This is a genomic window from Aporhodopirellula aestuarii (assembly GCF_023701485.1).
Taxonomy (GTDB): Bacteria; Planctomycetota; Planctomycetia; order Pirellulales; family Pirellulaceae; genus Rhodopirellula; species Rhodopirellula aestuarii.
Genome location: NZ_JAMQBK010000047.1, coordinates 44327 through 61067, shown reverse-complemented (window position 1 = coordinate 61067; position 16741 = coordinate 44327). Strand labels below are relative to the sequence as shown.

The 16741-nt window shown below is 55.0% G+C and carries 16 protein-coding genes; 7 read left to right on the top strand and 9 right to left on the bottom strand.

The features are described 5' to 3' along the window. Window positions 1-4 precede the first annotated feature (4 nt). The 9 genes from NB063_RS18215 to atpD all read right to left on the bottom strand — a co-directional run bounded on the left by NB063_RS18215 (window position 5) and on the right by atpD (window position 6264). Window positions 5-586: a F0F1 ATP synthase subunit gamma gene (locus NB063_RS18215; RefSeq protein WP_250930185.1), complete on the bottom strand. Its 582-nt coding sequence runs from the start codon at window positions 584-586 to the stop codon at window positions 5-7. Then, window positions 583-2130, bottom strand: coding sequence for a F0F1 ATP synthase subunit alpha (locus NB063_RS18210; protein WP_250930184.1), 1548 nt, complete (start codon window positions 2128-2130; stop codon window positions 583-585). The genes NB063_RS18215 and NB063_RS18210 overlap by 4 nt, the downstream gene beginning before the upstream one ends. Window positions 2131-2239: 109 nt before the next feature. After that, window positions 2240-2878, bottom strand: a complete 639-nt coding sequence (locus NB063_RS18205; protein ID WP_250930183.1) for a hypothetical protein — start codon at window positions 2876-2878, stop codon at window positions 2240-2242. Between the two features lie 2 nt (window positions 2879-2880). Further along, entirely contained in the window at window positions 2881-3147 is a 267-nt protein-coding gene (locus tag NB063_RS18200) for a F0F1 ATP synthase subunit C (RefSeq protein ID WP_250930182.1), read from the bottom strand. Between the two features lie 5 nt (window positions 3148-3152). Further along, entirely contained in the window at window positions 3153-3824 is a 672-nt protein-coding gene (gene atpB / locus NB063_RS18195) for a F0F1 ATP synthase subunit A (RefSeq protein ID WP_250930181.1), read from the bottom strand. A 12-nt stretch (window positions 3825-3836) separates the two neighbouring features. Beyond that, entirely contained in the window at window positions 3837-4100 is a 264-nt protein-coding gene (locus NB063_RS18190; protein ID WP_250930180.1) for a hypothetical protein, read from the bottom strand. A 30-nt stretch (window positions 4101-4130) separates the two neighbouring features. After that, window positions 4131-4424: an AtpZ/AtpI family protein gene (locus NB063_RS18185; RefSeq protein ID WP_250930179.1), complete on the bottom strand. Its 294-nt coding sequence runs from the start codon at window positions 4422-4424 to the stop codon at window positions 4131-4133. Then, window positions 4421-4840: a F0F1 ATP synthase subunit epsilon gene (locus NB063_RS18180; RefSeq protein ID WP_250930178.1), complete on the bottom strand. Its 420-nt coding sequence runs from the start codon at window positions 4838-4840 to the stop codon at window positions 4421-4423. Before NB063_RS18180 ends, NB063_RS18185 begins: the two co-directional genes overlap by 4 nt. Continuing rightward, window positions 4837-6264: a F0F1 ATP synthase subunit beta gene (gene atpD, locus NB063_RS18175; protein ID WP_250930177.1), complete on the bottom strand. Its 1428-nt coding sequence runs from the start codon at window positions 6262-6264 to the stop codon at window positions 4837-4839. The genes NB063_RS18180 and atpD overlap by 4 nt, the downstream gene beginning before the upstream one ends. 292 nt (window positions 6265-6556) lie before the next feature. Here atpD and NB063_RS18170 point away from each other — a divergent pair, with 292 nt between their 5' ends. The 7 genes from NB063_RS18170 to NB063_RS18140 all read left to right on the top strand — a co-directional run bounded on the left by NB063_RS18170 (window position 6557) and on the right by NB063_RS18140 (window position 16728). Continuing rightward, entirely contained in the window at window positions 6557-7552 is a 996-nt protein-coding gene (locus NB063_RS18170) for a TIGR00341 family protein (RefSeq protein WP_250930176.1), read from the top strand. A gap of 504 nt (window positions 7553-8056) precedes the next feature. Continuing rightward, window positions 8057-8785 (top strand): hypothetical protein, encoded by a 729-nt coding sequence (locus tag NB063_RS18165; protein WP_250930175.1) that lies wholly within the window; start codon window positions 8057-8059, stop codon window positions 8783-8785. Continuing rightward, a complete protein-coding gene (locus NB063_RS18160) occupies window positions 8782-10572 on the top strand; it encodes a HEAT repeat domain-containing protein (protein ID WP_250930174.1) in 1791 nt (596 codons plus the stop codon). Before NB063_RS18165 ends, NB063_RS18160 begins: the two co-directional genes overlap by 4 nt. A 622-nt stretch (window positions 10573-11194) precedes the next feature. Further along, window positions 11195-12007 (top strand): hypothetical protein, encoded by an 813-nt coding sequence (locus tag NB063_RS18155; protein ID WP_250930173.1) that lies wholly within the window; start codon window positions 11195-11197, stop codon window positions 12005-12007. A gap of 370 nt (window positions 12008-12377) precedes the next feature. Next, on the top strand, window positions 12378-13370 hold the full coding sequence (locus tag NB063_RS18150) for a flagellin hook IN motif-containing protein (RefSeq protein WP_250930172.1): 993 nt from the start codon (window positions 12378-12380) through the stop codon (window positions 13368-13370). A gap of 607 nt (window positions 13371-13977) precedes the next feature. Further along, complete coding sequence (locus tag NB063_RS18145) at window positions 13978-14598, top strand: RNA polymerase sigma factor (RefSeq protein WP_250930171.1); 621 nt, start codon at window positions 13978-13980, stop codon at window positions 14596-14598. A 57-nt stretch (window positions 14599-14655) separates the two neighbouring features. Beyond that, the gene (locus NB063_RS18140; protein ID WP_250930170.1) at window positions 14656-16728 is read left to right on the top strand and encodes a serine/threonine-protein kinase; all 2073 of its coding nucleotides are present in this window, start codon (window positions 14656-14658) and stop codon (window positions 16726-16728) included. Window positions 16729-16741: the final 13 nt, after the last annotated feature.

The window sequence follows — 16741 nt, the reverse complement described above, 5'->3', positions numbered from 1 at the left end:
ACAATTATTGGGACGCTTCCAGTGGTTTCGTGATTGCGACGGGTTCGATAGGCAACACACGCACCGAGAGCGGTTCAAAATGACCGACGCCCTGGAAGCTCGCAGATACGACGTGAAGGCTACCGATTTTCAATGACATGTAGTCTTCCAGGACGTTTTCCGCGAGGCCGAGCAAGAGCCGAGGAAGCCCCTCCAAACTAGCCGGTGCGTCATACGTGCGTGAAGACAACCAGCCTCCCCTGGCAAGCGTCGTGCGTGACCGGCGGCCGACGGAATAGATCGTTCCGACGGAATGCATTCTCGCTTCGTCCGACGCCGTTCGCGAGAGCCGTGAATTGTAGTCACCACACAAACCTAAGTCGGACGACACGACCAGCATCCCCGCGGGCAAACCCATGTGACGCGGTTGGTGCACGCCGATTTCAGCGATGATTTGCCCCATCTCGTCTCGATATCTTCTCGCGGGGATCAACGATTGTCGGGCGAGGCGAAAATGATGTGCCGACATGGATCGCATCGCGTCCACGGCGTCTTGGAGAGACGATAGAGTTTGCAATCGATGTTGGAGATATTGTTGTCGCTTCATGCTGCCACCTTCGCATGACTAGCCTCACGATGCGAATCGATTGTCACCCTTGCGAGTGCCTGTGGGACGAGATCCGCAAGCGATTCTTTCCACCCGTTATCAGGAATTTGCCCAGCATCCAACAACGTTGCGATTTCAGGTAACTGATTTCGTGCCACACCGGCGAGTGCCTCGATCGCGATCCATGCTTTCGCCGGTGGCAGATCACCCAGCCAATGTTCGGTAACGGAAGTTAGTGCGAGCACTTGGCTGGTCACGTCGCGCGGTGAAAATCGTTGCTGCCGCAATATCGCACGCAGCAACGTTCCGTCCCGAAGTGTCGCTTGCGTGGCAAGGTCGATATCCAGGCCCACGCGTGACAATTTCTCCAATGCCTCAAATCGCGACAGATGGATTTTGAGGTTTTTTGATGCTTTCCGCATCGCGTGAGATTGAGCGACGGCGCCAATTCGCGAAACACTGCGTCCGATATCAATTGCCGGACGAAAGTCTCGTTCAAAACGTCCGGTATCGAGATAAATCTGACCGTCGGTAATCGAAATCAGATTGGTTGGAATGTAGGAAGATATATCGCCGTCAGTCGTTTCGACGAGCGGAAAAGCTGTTACCGAACCGCCCCCGAGGTCGTTGCTTAACGCAGCGGCCCGCTCAAGCAATTCCGCATGGACATAAAAAATGTCACCCGGATAGGCTTCGCGTCCCGGCGGACGATCCAGCAATAACGCAAGTTCACGGTAGGCGTCGGCATATTTTGTCAGGTCATCATAAACGATCGCGGCGTGTCCACCGGCGTCACGGAATGATTCCGCCATCGAGGCGCCGGCGAGTGGTGCGAGATATTGCAGCCCTGGACTGTCCGACGCGTAAGCCGCGATGATTACCGTGTTGGACAATGCACCAACACGTTCCAACGTGTCACGCAATGCACGAACACGCGACATCGGTTGTCCGATCAACACGTAAACACAAGCGACATCGCCGGGGCGTTGTGCGGCTATGAAATCAATCGCGAGCGATGTTTTTCCGACATTCCGGTCTCCGATGATCAGTTCGCGTTGACCACGACCAATCGGAATCGCCGCGTCAACTGCCATCACTCCAGTCCACAGCGTTTGTTCGACGCTTTTGCGTTGGATAATTTCTGGCGCCGCGCGAAACAACGGCAAACGGGACGTACCCGACAACGGAGGACCTTCATCAAGCGGTGTCCCGAGCGGATCGAGTATGCGTCCGAGGGCCTCATCGCCGACCGGCAAGTCCGGCAAACGTTGTAAACCGATCACACCCTCGCCTTCATGAACCAGTGACGCGCCCGCCAACAGGATCACGCCCAACTCGTCTGTTCGCAAGTCGAACGCGATTCCAAACGCTCCCGAATCGAACTCGAGCAACTCTTCGTATCGCACGTCTTGCAATCCCGCAACAATCGCAACGCCATCGCCGACGCGTCGTACAACTCCACGCGGTTTTATGGCATCAGCGAGCCGTAGCGACCCCGTCGCCGAAATCACGGTTTCCTCAATGGATGACGATGGCTCACTCATCAGAGACACTTTGTAGAGGGTTGTAGTGATTGGCTCTACTGTTCATCTCCTTGATTAACGCTTGACGCGCAAACTGTGTCAGACCGCTGGCCGATGCGTCAACTAAACCTTAGGCGGTGGAGACTCGCAACCCAACCCGCAGCGACTCATCCGTTCGGAAATCCGCGTCTTCGCCAGCCGAACCCAATGCTGTCTTTAGCGACTCGATCTGTTCCGACGAGAGTGTTTGCGAGGATTCCACTTTGACCGGCGACAGCTTCCCCTGGGGTAGCGATGCGAGTTGTTGGCAGGCCGCATTCACGAATGCCGACTGTAGCTCAACGCTGCCAATCTCCTCAAGAAAGCGACCGACAGATTCGGCTGCCGAGATTGCGGCCACCTCTGCAATCCGATCCGCCTGTGTCTCGGACATCCGCATCGCTAAGCGGTGGCTTTGCTCTCGTTCTCGATCCGCAGCGGCACGCGCGTCGGCCAACAGCTGTTGGATCTGTTGTTTGGCATCCTCCCTATCCCGTTGACGTTGTTCGTTCAGTTCCGATTGCAGGTTGGTTCGCTCGAGCTCGATCTGTCGTTTCATTTCTTCTGCCGCGGCTAATGATTCAGCCGCCACCCGGTTATCTGTTTCGAACTTCTTTCGGTATTCGGCAATCGCGTCTCGAACCGGATTGAAGAACAGCCATCCCAGCATGCCAGCCAATATCAGAAAGTTCGCAGCTTCGAACAGGAACGTCGTGATGGTAGGGGACACGGCTAGTTGCCCATGACGCTAAGAAACGGATTGGCGAACAACAGAATCAAGGCGACGACCAGGCAAAAGATCGCGGTGGATTCCACCATCGCTAAGGACACGAACAAGGTGCGAGTGATCGAGGATGCTTCGTCGGGTTGTCTCGCGAGTGCGTCCATTGCCGCAGCTCCAATCCGGCTTTCTCCGATCGCTGCCCCGATTGCACCAAGTGCCATGGTCAGCGCCGCTCCGGCCATCGCAACGACGGCGATGATTGTTTGGTCAGTCACGTTACCTACTCCTCCTCGGCACTAATCGCGGCGCCGATATAGACGGTTGAAAGGATTGCAAAAATGTATGCTTGCAGTAGCCCTATCAGCAGATCGAGCGCCATGATCGGCGTCGGTACCAAGAAACCCGCCAACGCGACTAACAGCCCGACGACCAGATGCCCGGACATGATGTTGCCGAAAAGACGAACGGCGAGAGCGAGCGTACGAGACAGTTCTGAGATCACATGGAGCGGCATCATTAGCGGATTCGGACGAAAATATTGTTTGACGTACTCCCACGTCCCGTGAGTCCAAATGCCTGCGATCGGAACGCTGAGGAAAACGACCGCCGCCAGTGCCGACGTGGTTGCTAAGCTCCCTGTCGCTGGATGGACGCCCGGAAGCTGTCCGGCAATGTTGCACGCGGCAATGAACAGAAACAAGCTGCCCGCTAGAGTCGCGACAATTGCATGTCGTCGACCGATGATTTCTTCCACGAGGCGGTCAAAACTATCCACCGTCATGAAAGCCACGATCGCGAGCCAGTGATGAGGTTGGCGAGAAACAAAATGGCGCAATAACACCGCCGCAGAAACAAGTGCAATCGTGACCGCTGTCGACGTCACCATCGTCTCAGTCACCGGAACGGGACCGATTTCAAAAATAACCGGGTCGCCGAAAATTCGCAGGTTCATCGTGATGGTCCGTTAATCATGTTGGTTGGCCTGATTGCGGTTTCCATTAGCGTGTTCCATGGTGCGATCCTGCTCACGGAACATCAACCAAACCGCTGGTACGGCAAAACCGATCGCCCAACCCGCGGCTCCGTACAGAATTTGGCCGTTCACCGCCGATGCCACCAACACGGCCGATACGAGTCCCAGTCGCAGAAAACCCCACAACGGAGTCCACGCAGAGACGTCACGCACATTTCTCCACAACATCGACGCTTGCGGCGCTCCGGCAAGCATCCCGAGTACAAACCAAATAAGACTTTTATTTCAATCATGTTTCTGCACCACTGACCGCCAGGCAACAAACGTGCCCGCGGCAACACCTACTGACATCAGGATGAGCGTGAAGCGAATGCCCGTGTCGTACCGAGCGTCCAGAAATCGGCCCAACAAACTGCCGCCAACGGAGCCCATGGCGATCGGCCACCCCACCATTCCGATGACTCCTAGTGAACGCCAAAAGCTCCGGTGTCCCTGTTCGCGACGTGCCAACCGCTCAGCGTCGCGACGTACCGCGAAACGGGGATCAATGCGTGTTGGCGGCTCGGTTTGCTTGATCACGGTTTTCCTTTCTGTGGATCGGAGACCTCTTCGCCCAGGTGAAGTTCTTGCAAGATACGCGACTCCAATCGCCCCATCGCTCGCCGCACGTCCATCTCCTCACTCGGTGAGTCGAGCAACTCGTCCAACGCACGCGACACGGAATCCACGTCGTCTGCAACCACTGCGATCGGTGTCAGCAGGCTCGCCGAATCACCGGACGCGTGCAGCAGACCGCCCGCTGTACCTGCATATCTCATTCCGCGGTCGAGTCGAAACGAGATTAGCCCTGGTTCGATCGCCAGGACATTCGCTTCTCCGCGCGGACGGACACCTACCTGGCCCGATTGCGTAGGAACACGCATCGACACGACGGCCATCTCGGCAACAACTTCTCGCGGCGTTCGGATGATCACGTGCAGTGTGTGCTGGCTCATGGTGTGGTCGCCTTTCTGGGACTCGATGCGGCAATCTCGTCCAACGAACCGATCATAAAGAGCTGTTCCTCGTCGAGTTCGTCGCATTTACCTGATAAGATCGCGTCCACGCCTTCGACGGTTTCTTCAATAGGTACGTTGCGACCGCTCATTCCGGTAAACGTCTCGGCAACGAAGAATGGCTGTGTAAGAAAGTTTCTTAGTCTCCTCGCGCGACCAACGGTTTGCCGGTCTTCCGCTGATAACTCGTCAATGCCCAACATGGAGATCAAGTCTTTAAGTTCTTCGTAGCGACCGAGCGTTCGCCGCGACGCTTGTGCGACATCGTAATGGCGTTGTCCGACGATGGTTGGATCGAGTGCCTTGGATGACGACGAAAGCGGATCAACAGCGGGATACAGCCCTTCTGCGGCTACATCTCGGGAGAGAACTAACGAACTGTCCATATGCCAGAAGGCGTGCGTGATGGCGGGATCGGCATAGTCGTCTGCGGGCACGTAAATCGCTTGTACCGAAACCATGTCCCCATTCTGCGTGGCGGTGATGCGTTCCTCGAGAGCGGCAATATCAGCAGCTAGGGTGGGTTGATAACCAACGCGTGAAGGCAAACGACCTAGCAGACCAGAGACTTCCATGCCTGCTTGTACGTGTCGGTAGGCGTTGTCGACCAGGAACAACACGTTCTTCTTCTCAACATCACGAAAATGCTCCGCAACCGAGAGTGCTGCTAAACCGACCAAGAACCTCGCGCCCGGAGGCTCTTTCATTTGTCCAAACACCATCGCCGTGCGGTCCATGAAACCGCGTTCCTGCAGTTCCTGCCATAACTCAAGTCCTTCGCGTGACCGCTCGCCGATTCCCGCGAATACAGCGATTCCGTCCAAGTTAGCCACGGCGTTGTGAATGAACTCCGTGAGTACGACCGTCTTGCCGACGCCCGCGCCTCCGAAGACCGCAACGCGCCCCCCGTGCGTAAATGGACAAAACAAATCAATCACTTTGATGCCTGTCGGATAGACGTCGCCCAATCCACGACAGAATGAGGGCGGCGGGGGCGACCGATAGAGTGGTAGAGATTCGTCCCAAGACAATTCGCCACGACCATCGAGCGGCTGACCATGCAAGTCGATGACACGACCAACGAGTTGCATGCCCACAGGAACGCGCAGTGGTGTGCCGTCACAGCACACATTTGCGCCCCTTTGCATCCCACGTGTGCTGCCCGTCGCGATCGCTCGCACCGACGAATTACCTAAATGAGAATGAACAACAGCGGTGACGTTACTGCCGCCGTCGAGGCTACATTGCAACGCGGAATCAATCGAAGGCAATCCGTCGGAAAACCACGCATCGATGACCGTTCCACGAACGGCGGTCACCTTCCCGCACATCGTTCGTACGCTCTTTTGTACGTGATTTCTCATGTGCTTCGCATCGACCTCCACTGTTTCAACCTGCGGCACGCTTTCTAAAAAGGGCGAGCTTGTGGGCACATCCCAATCGCGTGAGGCGTCATACTGCAATCAGTGAACCAAACCTGTTTGACGCAACATATCTGTTATTGATAGCGGCTTTGTAAAAACTCACTCGCGCGAAGCGATCCGCGACCTCCATCGAAAAATGTCGCCTCGGCATCGTGAATGCAGTAACCAATCGCGTCGGCAAGTTGTTCGCTTTTTGACTTGCCGCCGTAACTCATCTGATAGCGTTTTTCCCATGCCCCTACGTCTCATTGAAATCATCCTTCCGCGTGATTCGGCGCCGATCGTTGAGCAGTTGCAAAATTTCGGCAGCGTTTTGGATCGTTGGGATGATCAACTCAACGACGGAAAGGTCACCGTCCAGTTGCTGGTGCACGCCGGTAATGCCGAAGCGATGCTCGACGAACTCGAAGAGCGTTTTTCACATTTTGCAGATTTTCGGATCATTCTGGTTCCCATCGAAGGAACTTTGCCGCGACCGGTTGAGCCGGACGACGAAAGCTCCAACGGACATCCGAAATCACCAGAACGGATTAGCCGAGAGGAGATCTATTCCGATGTGTGTGAGGGTGCGCGAATTTCACGCACATTTTTGGCACAGGCCGTTCTCGCCACCGTGGTCGCGTCGGTCGGACTGACGCGGGACGACAACGCGGTCATTATCGGAGCGATGGTGATTGCGCCGCTGCTCGGCCCGAACATCTCACTTTGTTTAGCGACCACTTTGGGTGACACCAAATTGGCAATCACTTCCCTCAAAGCGAACGCTGCGGGGATGTCGGTTGCTCTTGCTTTGTCATTGCTGCTCGCCACGGTCTTTGTGGTTGATCCAGAATTGCCCGCCATCCAATCGCGAACGCAAGTCTCCGGTGGAGATATTCTGTTGGCCCTGGCGTCCGGGTGTGCCGGGGTGCTGGCGTTTACCAGCGGCGCCCCAACAGCATTAATCGGAGTGATGGTTGCCGTCGCGATTTTGCCACCGTTCGTCGTGTTTGGGCTCATGGTAGGTTCTGGTGATTTCGATGCCGCACGCGGTGCTTTTTTACTCGTCGCGACAAATGTGATTTGCGTTAATCTAGCTGGTGTGTTGACCTTCGCCGCACAGGGATTGCGACCCCGCGTTTGGTGGGAAGCTGAGCGTGCTAAGAATGCAATGCGACTTTCAGTCGGGATTTGGGTCACACTTTTAGCCGTTTTAATATTCCTGATTTATCAAGCCTCTTTAGAGTAAAACCGATATGAAAGTACACCTTGATCCCATTTCGATTAGCGATGCTTTGGATAAAAGGCGTCTGTCCCTATTTAGCGAAACTTGAAGGCTGCCTAGCGAGCCAAGCCCTTGCCAGATGTTCAGAATGAGACATGGAGGAGTGTCGATCTAATGACTGCGGGATTTCAAAATTAGCGGAACGAATAAATTCACCCGACGGCCCAACCTCTTCGGGCTGGCTGCGAGATGAATTGGCTGTGTGCATGACTGACCGCCTGCACACCGCAGAACGTGCCTATCCGCTCACCTGCTGCGGACGCACTTTGCATCCGAACTTATTATGGAAACAAAACCCAGCGAATTCCTCGCTAGTCGCTGGTTGGGAATCCGCGATCTTCGCCGCGCCGGCGGTACCTTGGTGATCTCGTCGGGGTTAGAATTGAGAAGGGTGAGAACGACATACGACTATTAGATTTTGATTTGTCTAGAGTCTCGACAGCCGTCTACACGGAGACTGGGTGAGAAATGAATGTTTTAATACGACGATTGTTTTTCTGCAGCTTTGCCGCGGGGCTGATCCTAAACGTGTTCATAAACACGGTTGCTGCACAGCCTCCGACCGATCCACGCTATGGCTCGCCGTATGGGAGTGCGTACGACTACAACCACAACTTTGGACGTTTTGGATATGGCTACGGCGCCTATCGGAGCGGTCACGCATCGACCGCTGAGGAAGGGATGGCGCGCGGGATAGCGGACGTGATTCGCTCGCGGGGGCAAGCAGCGCTGAGCTACTCGCAAGCGGCTACTGAAGCCGAGCGTGCTCGTCGGGCATATTTGGAAAACCGAAACTTCGCGATCAAAAGTTACGTCGAGAATCGGGCGATCCGTGACGAGCTTCGTAAGAAGCAATCTGACGAACGCAAGGAAAAACTCGCTGCCTATATTAAGAGCCGCGAATACCGACCATTATCGAGCTCCGAGTTCTACGAACCGACGGGCGAGATCAGTTGGCCGATCGCGTTGCAGCATCCGCACGATGCCAAGGGACGCCAGGAAATTGAAGAACTGTTTGCCGCGCGGGCCGAGAAAGGTAGTTTGCCCGCCGAAGACTACATCCGCTTGAACAAGCTGCTCAACAGCTGGGTGTACCACGTTGAAGATCACCAAGCAGATTTTTCGGTCAATGAAGTGGACACCGCAGTTCGATTCCTCCGTCGATTGGAAAAGCTGATCAAGGAGGACTATCAATGATTAGGCACCCCTTGCCCAGCGGCGATCGTAGTCGCCCAAACTCAGTTTCCGACGTCTCGCTTGCCTCTTCCTTCTCGCTTGGTTCCAACATCGTGACGAAACGAGCCTCTCACGCCATCGCCTGTTTTCTGTTGTGCCTAACACCAGTCGGAATCGGTATTCCGCTGTCGGTTTCCACGCCCGCGTTCGCTGAAGAGAGTGGTGCCGGCGCCAGCGTTCCAGGCTTGATTCAAGCACTCGGTAGCGATGAAGTGAACACCCGTTGGAAAGCGGCACGTGATTTGGGCCGAATGGGGCCAGCGGCCGAGGAAGCGATTCCTAGGTTGCTCGCCGCGCTCAAGGATCCTGACTCGGCTGTCCGTCTTCATGCCGCGACTGCGATCGGTCACATGGGCAATGACAGCCAGGCAGTAGTCGCGAAGCTGATCGAAGTCGTCGGTGACTCAGACACAAACGTCCGAATCGCGGCTGTCAATTCGATCCGTCAACTAGTCGATGATCCCGAGGTGCTCGTTCCACTCGCAGTCGGGATCATTGAAAAAGAGGACCCGCTGTTTGCCAGTCGTTTAGTCGAGACGATCGTGATGCGAGGCGAAAAAGCTGTTCCCTATCTGATCGCGGCGTTAAAAAACGACCATGCCGCGTATTGGTCATGCCTTGCGATTGAAGAACTCGGTCCGACGGCAAGTGCGACTGTCCCGGCGTTGATCGATTTGTTCGAACGGAACCCGGACAGTGAACTCAAGGTCCAAGCTTTGCTGGCGTTTGCAAAGATTGGTCCGGAGGCGATCGCTGCCAAACCACTCATTCTCTCCTTGCTGACTCAATCGACCGAGAACTCGGTCATTACCGCCGCAGCGTACGCATCGGGATCACTGGGGATCGAAGAAGCGACGACGCGACTTCGTGAGACCGTCGACAGCGACGAGCCGTTGCTCGCCTTGGTGTCTCGTTGGGCACTCGCAAAGTTACATCCCGACGACGAATCGCTCTTGAACGCGGCGGTTGACGAATTGGTAACGAGCATGGGGAGTGACGACGCCAGTCTCCGGCTCGCCGCTGCCAAGGGACTTCAATCGCTTCCAGTCGATCCGGGCGTGGTCGGTCCAAAGCTGATGGAACTACTCAACGATTCCGATCCCGTGGTTGCATACAATCTTGTTGACGCCTTGGCGAGTCTAGGCGAAGCCGCTGCGACGCGAGCCGGCAAAGGGCTTGCCAACGAGGAGGTACGTGACTTGGCAGTGAAGGTACTCGACCGATTGGGTGAAGATGCGTCTCCAGCGGTGCCGGATATCGTGTCCGCGTTGGCCGGTGCAGAAGGCGAGTTTCGCTCCGAATTGATATCCATCCTCGCACAGATCGGACCTCCCGCATCGCCGGCGACAACAGAACTGATCAATGCTCTCGACGATGCCTCCGATCAAACTCGTGTCCAGGCGTTGTACGCAATCGGTAGCATCGGACCGGGCGCCCGCGAAGCGAGTCCCGCCGTCAAAGCGTTGTTGGTCAAAACCGACGACACGTTCGAAAGGATTCTGGCGGCATGGGCCATCTCGCAGATCGACGCGTCTAACGAACAGGCGGTCGCGATGATTGTTCCCGTGCTGATCGAGGGATTGAGTTTCCCGGACGGACGCGTTCAGGCCGAAGCGGCGTCGACTCTCGGATCGTTAGGTCCTGCGGCCAGCGAAGCGTTGGACGAACTCGACGCGTTATCTGCCAACGAGTTCGTCCCGCCGGAAATCCGAGAGGTTGCAAAAGATGCCGCCGACGCCATTCGTTGAGTGCGGCGTCTGCGTGACTCTGTGAGGCTGTGAAGTTATCAGTGTGGCCGTTCGCTCCGCGAACGAGCGTTCCCGTAAGCTTCGTTTGTGGGGGACATCGATTTAAGTGCAGCAGGATTTCAAATGTATCGGAACGGCGCGAGCCGTCCGGTGACTCGGGACCGGCCGGCTTACGCCGTTCCGCTAAAAAAGACACCAAAACAATCAACGTCCTCCGGCGAATAGATTCACAGCCTCTGTGAGTTAGGCGGCGTCGACTTCGAAGTGCTTGGTTTAAGTCTTGTGGAAGCGACAACCTGATTTACCGCTTCCGGCACTAGCGTCAATCGATCGTGACCTGTAAGCGAGTAGGACCGGGGCTGGGCCACCTCCAAACTTCGCCTAGCTGGACGACGCCACTTTTCACGGAGCTCGGTCTCTTTAAGACTGAAAGTTGCGGGCATTAGCCGCTCCCGGAGCCTCGGGGGACTGCCTGCGAACCTAAGGCTTTGAAGCGATTGTGCAAGCCGAAGTTGATCGTCACAAAATGGGGCATCGTACACCGTGTGTTTCGATACACTGACGGGTAGATCATCCGCACGGCATTTTTCGTTCGGAAGCATCCGCACAAACACAATCTCCGATGCCACTCCATTCCTCTGACGTTCACAGTCTTCGCCGCGTGTTCATGCAGGCATTTGCGGTGCATGACATTACCGAACCGCTCGTTTCATTCGACGATTTCGCTTCGACGGAGAAAGTACGCGAAATCATGGACGCGGGACATTGGGAGGTTGTCGGCATTCGACGAAATGGAAAAGTGCAGGGGTACGTGGAGCTTGACGAGCTCGGCGATGGAATCTGCGGCGATTTTATGAAACCCTTTGACGAGTCAATCATTGTTCCGAGCACGGCGCCGCTAGCGGAACTGGTGTTGCGATTGCGAGATCAGCGGCGGATGTTTGTTTCCATCCTCGGATGTGTCGGTGGATTTGTTAGTCGATCCGACCTCGACAAGCCGCCCGTCCGAATGTGGTTATTTGGAATGGTGACGTTGATCGAAATGCGCTTCCGCAGATTGATCGAACGCCACTGCACCGACGAGAGCTGGAAAGCTTTTCTTTCAGCCAGCAGAATCCGAAAGGCGGAGCAATTATTACAGGAACGTGACCGACGAAACCAAAGCGTAGCCCTCTTGGATTGCCTGCAACTCTCCGACAAGGCACAAATCGTGGCGCGGAACAAGATGCTGCGGGAACGCACAAGGTTCGAATCGCGAAGGGAAGTCGAGCAGACCGCCAAGATGCTTGAGAAGCTCCGCAACAATCTCGCTCACTGCCAAACGATCACCACAGGTGACTGGGATGCGATCGTAATCTTGTCAGAAAATCTTGACGGTGTGCTCGATGGGCCTCCCGATGCAAAGGACGAGGCCCCAAACATTCCATCCGCCTGAGAAACGAGACATCGATGATTGCTGCGTCTGCGCACGCCCCGCACCGGCGGACCGCTGAAGTTCTGAAGGTTTCATTTTTTTGATGTCAGCTCCAGCGTAGTCGCCTGTTCACTATTGGCGAGATCATCCAATTCACATCAAGAGAGCGCTTATTCTGGCGAGTCGATGACGCGTCCGATTGTATGAATCGTAGGAACCCAACCGGCGCGTTTCACCAAATTGGTTGCTGGGGACACGCGAATTCCCCGACACCACGATCAATCTGAGCGTAGTGTTTAAATGCCGGAGCATCGTTTTGACACCGGTGGAGCCGGGGGGTTCCTCGTTGGGCAGAGTCACTTCATCCAGTGACACTGATAGCGTTCTCCCTATGTCAATCAATCCGAACTTTTCGACAAACGCTGCGACCACGCAACGTCTGCAGATTGCCAGCGTTCCCTACACTGAACGGGCTACCAAACGTTCGACGGAACAGTCCGTCGAGTCAGTTGCCAAGAGCGACGTCGCACCATCACTCAAACAACTCTCAACCGTGGTTGCGAGTCTGCGCGATCGTCTTGTCACCTCGGTTCGAACTGGCGAGTCGTTCCCTCAGGAATCAATTGACAAGACGCTGAAGCAGGTAGATAAACTGCTCGGCTCGTCCAACAATACCGATGACGGCCCAAAAACGGATGCCCGCAATGGACACGTCAAGCAAGATTCAGACGCTGATGTTTTGGATCTGTCGTCCGTCAACACGAGATCGGCCGAAGGAACCACGTTAGCGGACATCGAGCCTGCAAAATCGCTTGGCGGGAAGGTCAATGTCGCCGGCACTCATGGAGGTCTTGTCTACACCGGAGAAAACGGCCAAATCAGAGACGGCGCGTTGCTGACACTTACCGGCGAATTGGGCAGTTCGACGATTCTGGTGTTCAAGCAACAATCGCTCAATACAGTCCGCGACTCAATCAACGCCAAGACCGCTGACACCGGGATCACCGCGACAGTGACAGGTGACAACCTGATCTTGGTCAGCAATCCACCCGAAACGGGTAACGTCGAAGTCTCCGTTTCCAAAGGGACCTTTCAGACCACCCAGCGGAGCAGCGATGCGACTACCGGTCACCATGATGCGTCGGGTTCTCAGAACGACGCCCACGCACCACTGACGGGAGCGATTCTGCAAGCGTCCAAGCAGGCCGTCGGCGGGTTGATGGAACTTGGTTCGGAGCAAGTCCAGGAGCCGTCGGAGATGACCTCGTTCGACGCGCTGGTGGTGACAGCCGAAACGCTCCGTAATCTGCAATCGCTCACCGGCGAAGCAGTTACTCCGCTCGGGAAATCGCCAACGGGAATGCTGCTCGATCAATACGCGTAAGCCACTCGATTCCTCGAGTTCGTGGAGAACTCATCAAGACTAGCGGTTTGAAGCCGTGCTATTGGCGGATTCCGCTACCGCCAGTCTCCGTCATTCCGAGCCACGGAGAATCTTTTGGCGAGATTCAATGACGGATATCCTCGCTAGACTTGGTTGAGCTCCTTCTTTCGTGACTGCGATCGCCCGCCACGCTCACCAGCTGGGCGGAATCGTGAAGGTCATCCGTTTCTGCAAACGCAAGGACATCGTCGCAATCGTGTACGAATACGGTGTCAAAAATCAATGGAACAGGCAATTCCCGAGCAAGTGATTGCCTCGGGAGTATCGATACCGCGAGATGCAACAGTGCGGCGAATGCGATCAGTTGGATGGCTGTTATCGATTTGCGACCCCTGTTGTTGGTCTTGGGAGTGGCGGCATTCGGCTGTCAGGCGGCATCACGCAGCTGAATGTTGCTCGCAATCACACGGTTTTGAGTTGGGCGGTTGACGTCGGATCTGCGATTCGCTGTTGTTCTTGTATGACGATGTATAGATCGTCGATTCCTTCTGGCGGCGCGGGCGAGTATATTCAAGATTCCCACCGTTCGTGTTCGCCCCCATCGTTGATGAACAATCACTCACAAAACTTGCCGACCCGCATCTCGTTGTTGGAACTGGCCCAATCGGGCAAGGATCATCCAGCATGGGAGGAATTGCTCGACTACTACCGGCCGTTTGTGCGACGGATCTTGACGCGTCTCGGCGTTTCGGCGTCGGACCTCGACGACGCCTGTCAACTGGCGCTGATGCGACTTTGGCGCGACCTCGTAAACTACCGGCATCAGCCCAATCGGGCGCGTTTCCGGACTTGGCTTTCGCAATTGATCCATAACACCGCAATGGATTGGCATCGGCATCAGCGGCGAAATAACCAGACGATGAGTACCGAAACGAAAGAACTCAAGCAATCGTTGATGTGTGAATCTGATTTGGAAGAACAAATCGAAAAGGAGTGGCGACAGCACATTGTCAATCTGGCACTCGAACGTCTCAAATCGGTCTTCTCCGGTGATGCGTTAGACGTTTTTGTTCGTAGTGTGGAGGGGGAATCCGCGGCCCAAATCAGCAAGGATTTGAACATCCGCGAAGAAAGCGTGTACGTATTGAAACATCGAGTCAAAAAGCGACTGATCCTCGAAGCATTCGAACTGCGTCGCGAACTTGAATTTCCAGACAGCACACCGTGAAACGCAGTAATTGCAGCAAAATCATCCACTCAACAAAATACTCATTAGCCAATAGTTATGACCAATCGTTCAGCTTCCCGAGATCCGGTCGAGCGTATCGAACGGATCAATCCGATCGTAGACGACGTCTTCGACCAAGCGGATCCGACGAAAGCATACGGGCAAGCTCTCGAGTCCGACGACGACATTTGTCCGCTGTTCTGTGCGATTACTCGAATCAAGTCACGCTATCAGGAACCCGAACTGATAGGGCGTGGGGGCATGAAGGAGGTCTATCGCGTTTATGACGCGAAAGCAGCCAGACATGCTGCGTTGGCCAAGCCTTTACCTGAATTCTCAAGGGACCAGTTCGACGCTTTCTTGCGAGAGGCACATCTTACCGCACGATTGGACCACCCCAACATCATCGACCTGTTCGATATGGGCGTGGATGACGAGGGACGACCTTTTTTCACGATGGAATTGAAACAAGGACGTTCGCTGCGCGGCGTGTTGAATTCCATCAAGAATGGGGAACAACTCGGTGAATTTCCGTTGCAAAGACGACTGGAAATTTTTCAACGTGTTTGTGATGCCATCGCCTACGCCCATTCGCGTCGAATTTTGCATTTGGACATCAAACCAGAAAATATCTTCGTCGGAGACTATGGCGAAGTGAAGGTCTGTGACTGGGGCATGGGCGTCGTGATGGCGCAAGAGCAGGGCGAACACAACTCCGCCGTATTGCTCGATCCCGATCTTTACGGCTCGTTGTTGGATTCCGCCAAGGGGACGCCGGTTTACATGGCCCCGGAACAGAAAAATAAACGGCAAACGAAAACTCCCCAAATGGACATCTACGCGATGGGATGTCTATTGCGTGAACTATTGACGCTCGAACTGCCGGCCGACGGCTCAGACACGGATTCCAACTTAGATGCCGCGTTGGCCGCGACGATTGGCAAAGCGACCGCAAGGATCCCCAGCGATCGATACCAAAATGTAGAAGAACTCAGGAATGATGTTTCACGCTTTTTGGGAGGATACAGCAGCTCGGTTGAACGATTGAGCCTTCGTCGCGAGGCAGCTTTGTTCTATCGGCGACACCGCGAGGCGTGTGCGATCGCTTTCGGATCGCTGGCCATTTTCGGGATTTGTGTGGCGTATTTCGTCATCCAACTTCGCCTCAGTCGTCAGCAGGCCGTCGAAGCGCTCGAACGATCAGAGAGAGCGCAGGCTGTGGCTGAGCAATCGCAAGCGGAAGCGGTTACATCACTTGCGCAGTACCTCGCGGAAAAAGAAGAATCTGAAAAACGCCAATACCAGCAGGTCCTGTCCGCTATCGACCTTTCTGATTTCGTGACTGACTCAAAGTTCCTGCGCGACGAAGCCCTGCCATCGGCGATCGCGCATTCGATGAAGCATCTCGAATCGATTCTCATTTTTGATCCGCCACCTGATTCGAAAGCGTGGCTACAGAAATACTATTTGTATTTCCTGACGCAAAATTTCGACTTGGCGCTGGAGTTAGTCGACCAAGGTAAGTTCATCGAGCCGGATCTTGTCTTGCTTGCCGACAAGTATTTGGAATTGCAAGATGCCGAGGGGCACCTCGATACGGATGAGTTCATTGCGCTTCTCCGTGAATTGTGCTCACCCGGTCCGGGACTATCCCGGCTGCGTCGAGGACAGCTAGCCGAAAAGATGCTGATCTTCGATAGCCTCCAACGCAATGCGATCGCCGACAAGGTAAGGGTCGTTCAGGCGTGGATCGAGATCAACAACCACAAATGGCAAAACCCGGAAATGGTATATGAGGCCAATACGGAGACAATCCGCTTACGCGGCAAAGGACTGACTCGGTTGGCAAGGATTTTCAGCGGAGGGGGACCTGCCAATCAAAAACTATGCTTGGTGTACATCCTCAAACCGAGAGTACTCGACCTTCGCGAGATAGAAATTTCCCGACTGTCCGACCTGACCGGTCTGGAGCTTCAGGAACTCGATATTCGCCAAACGCCCGTCACCAATTTGTTGCCATTGCAGAATAATCGCAGCCTGCGTCGCGTTTACATCGACCCAGATCAAGTGTCGGAATTCCAACTTGCGAACCTGCCAGAGTCGATTGAGATCGTTCAGGAGAGCGAGTGAGTTTTGTTGCCAT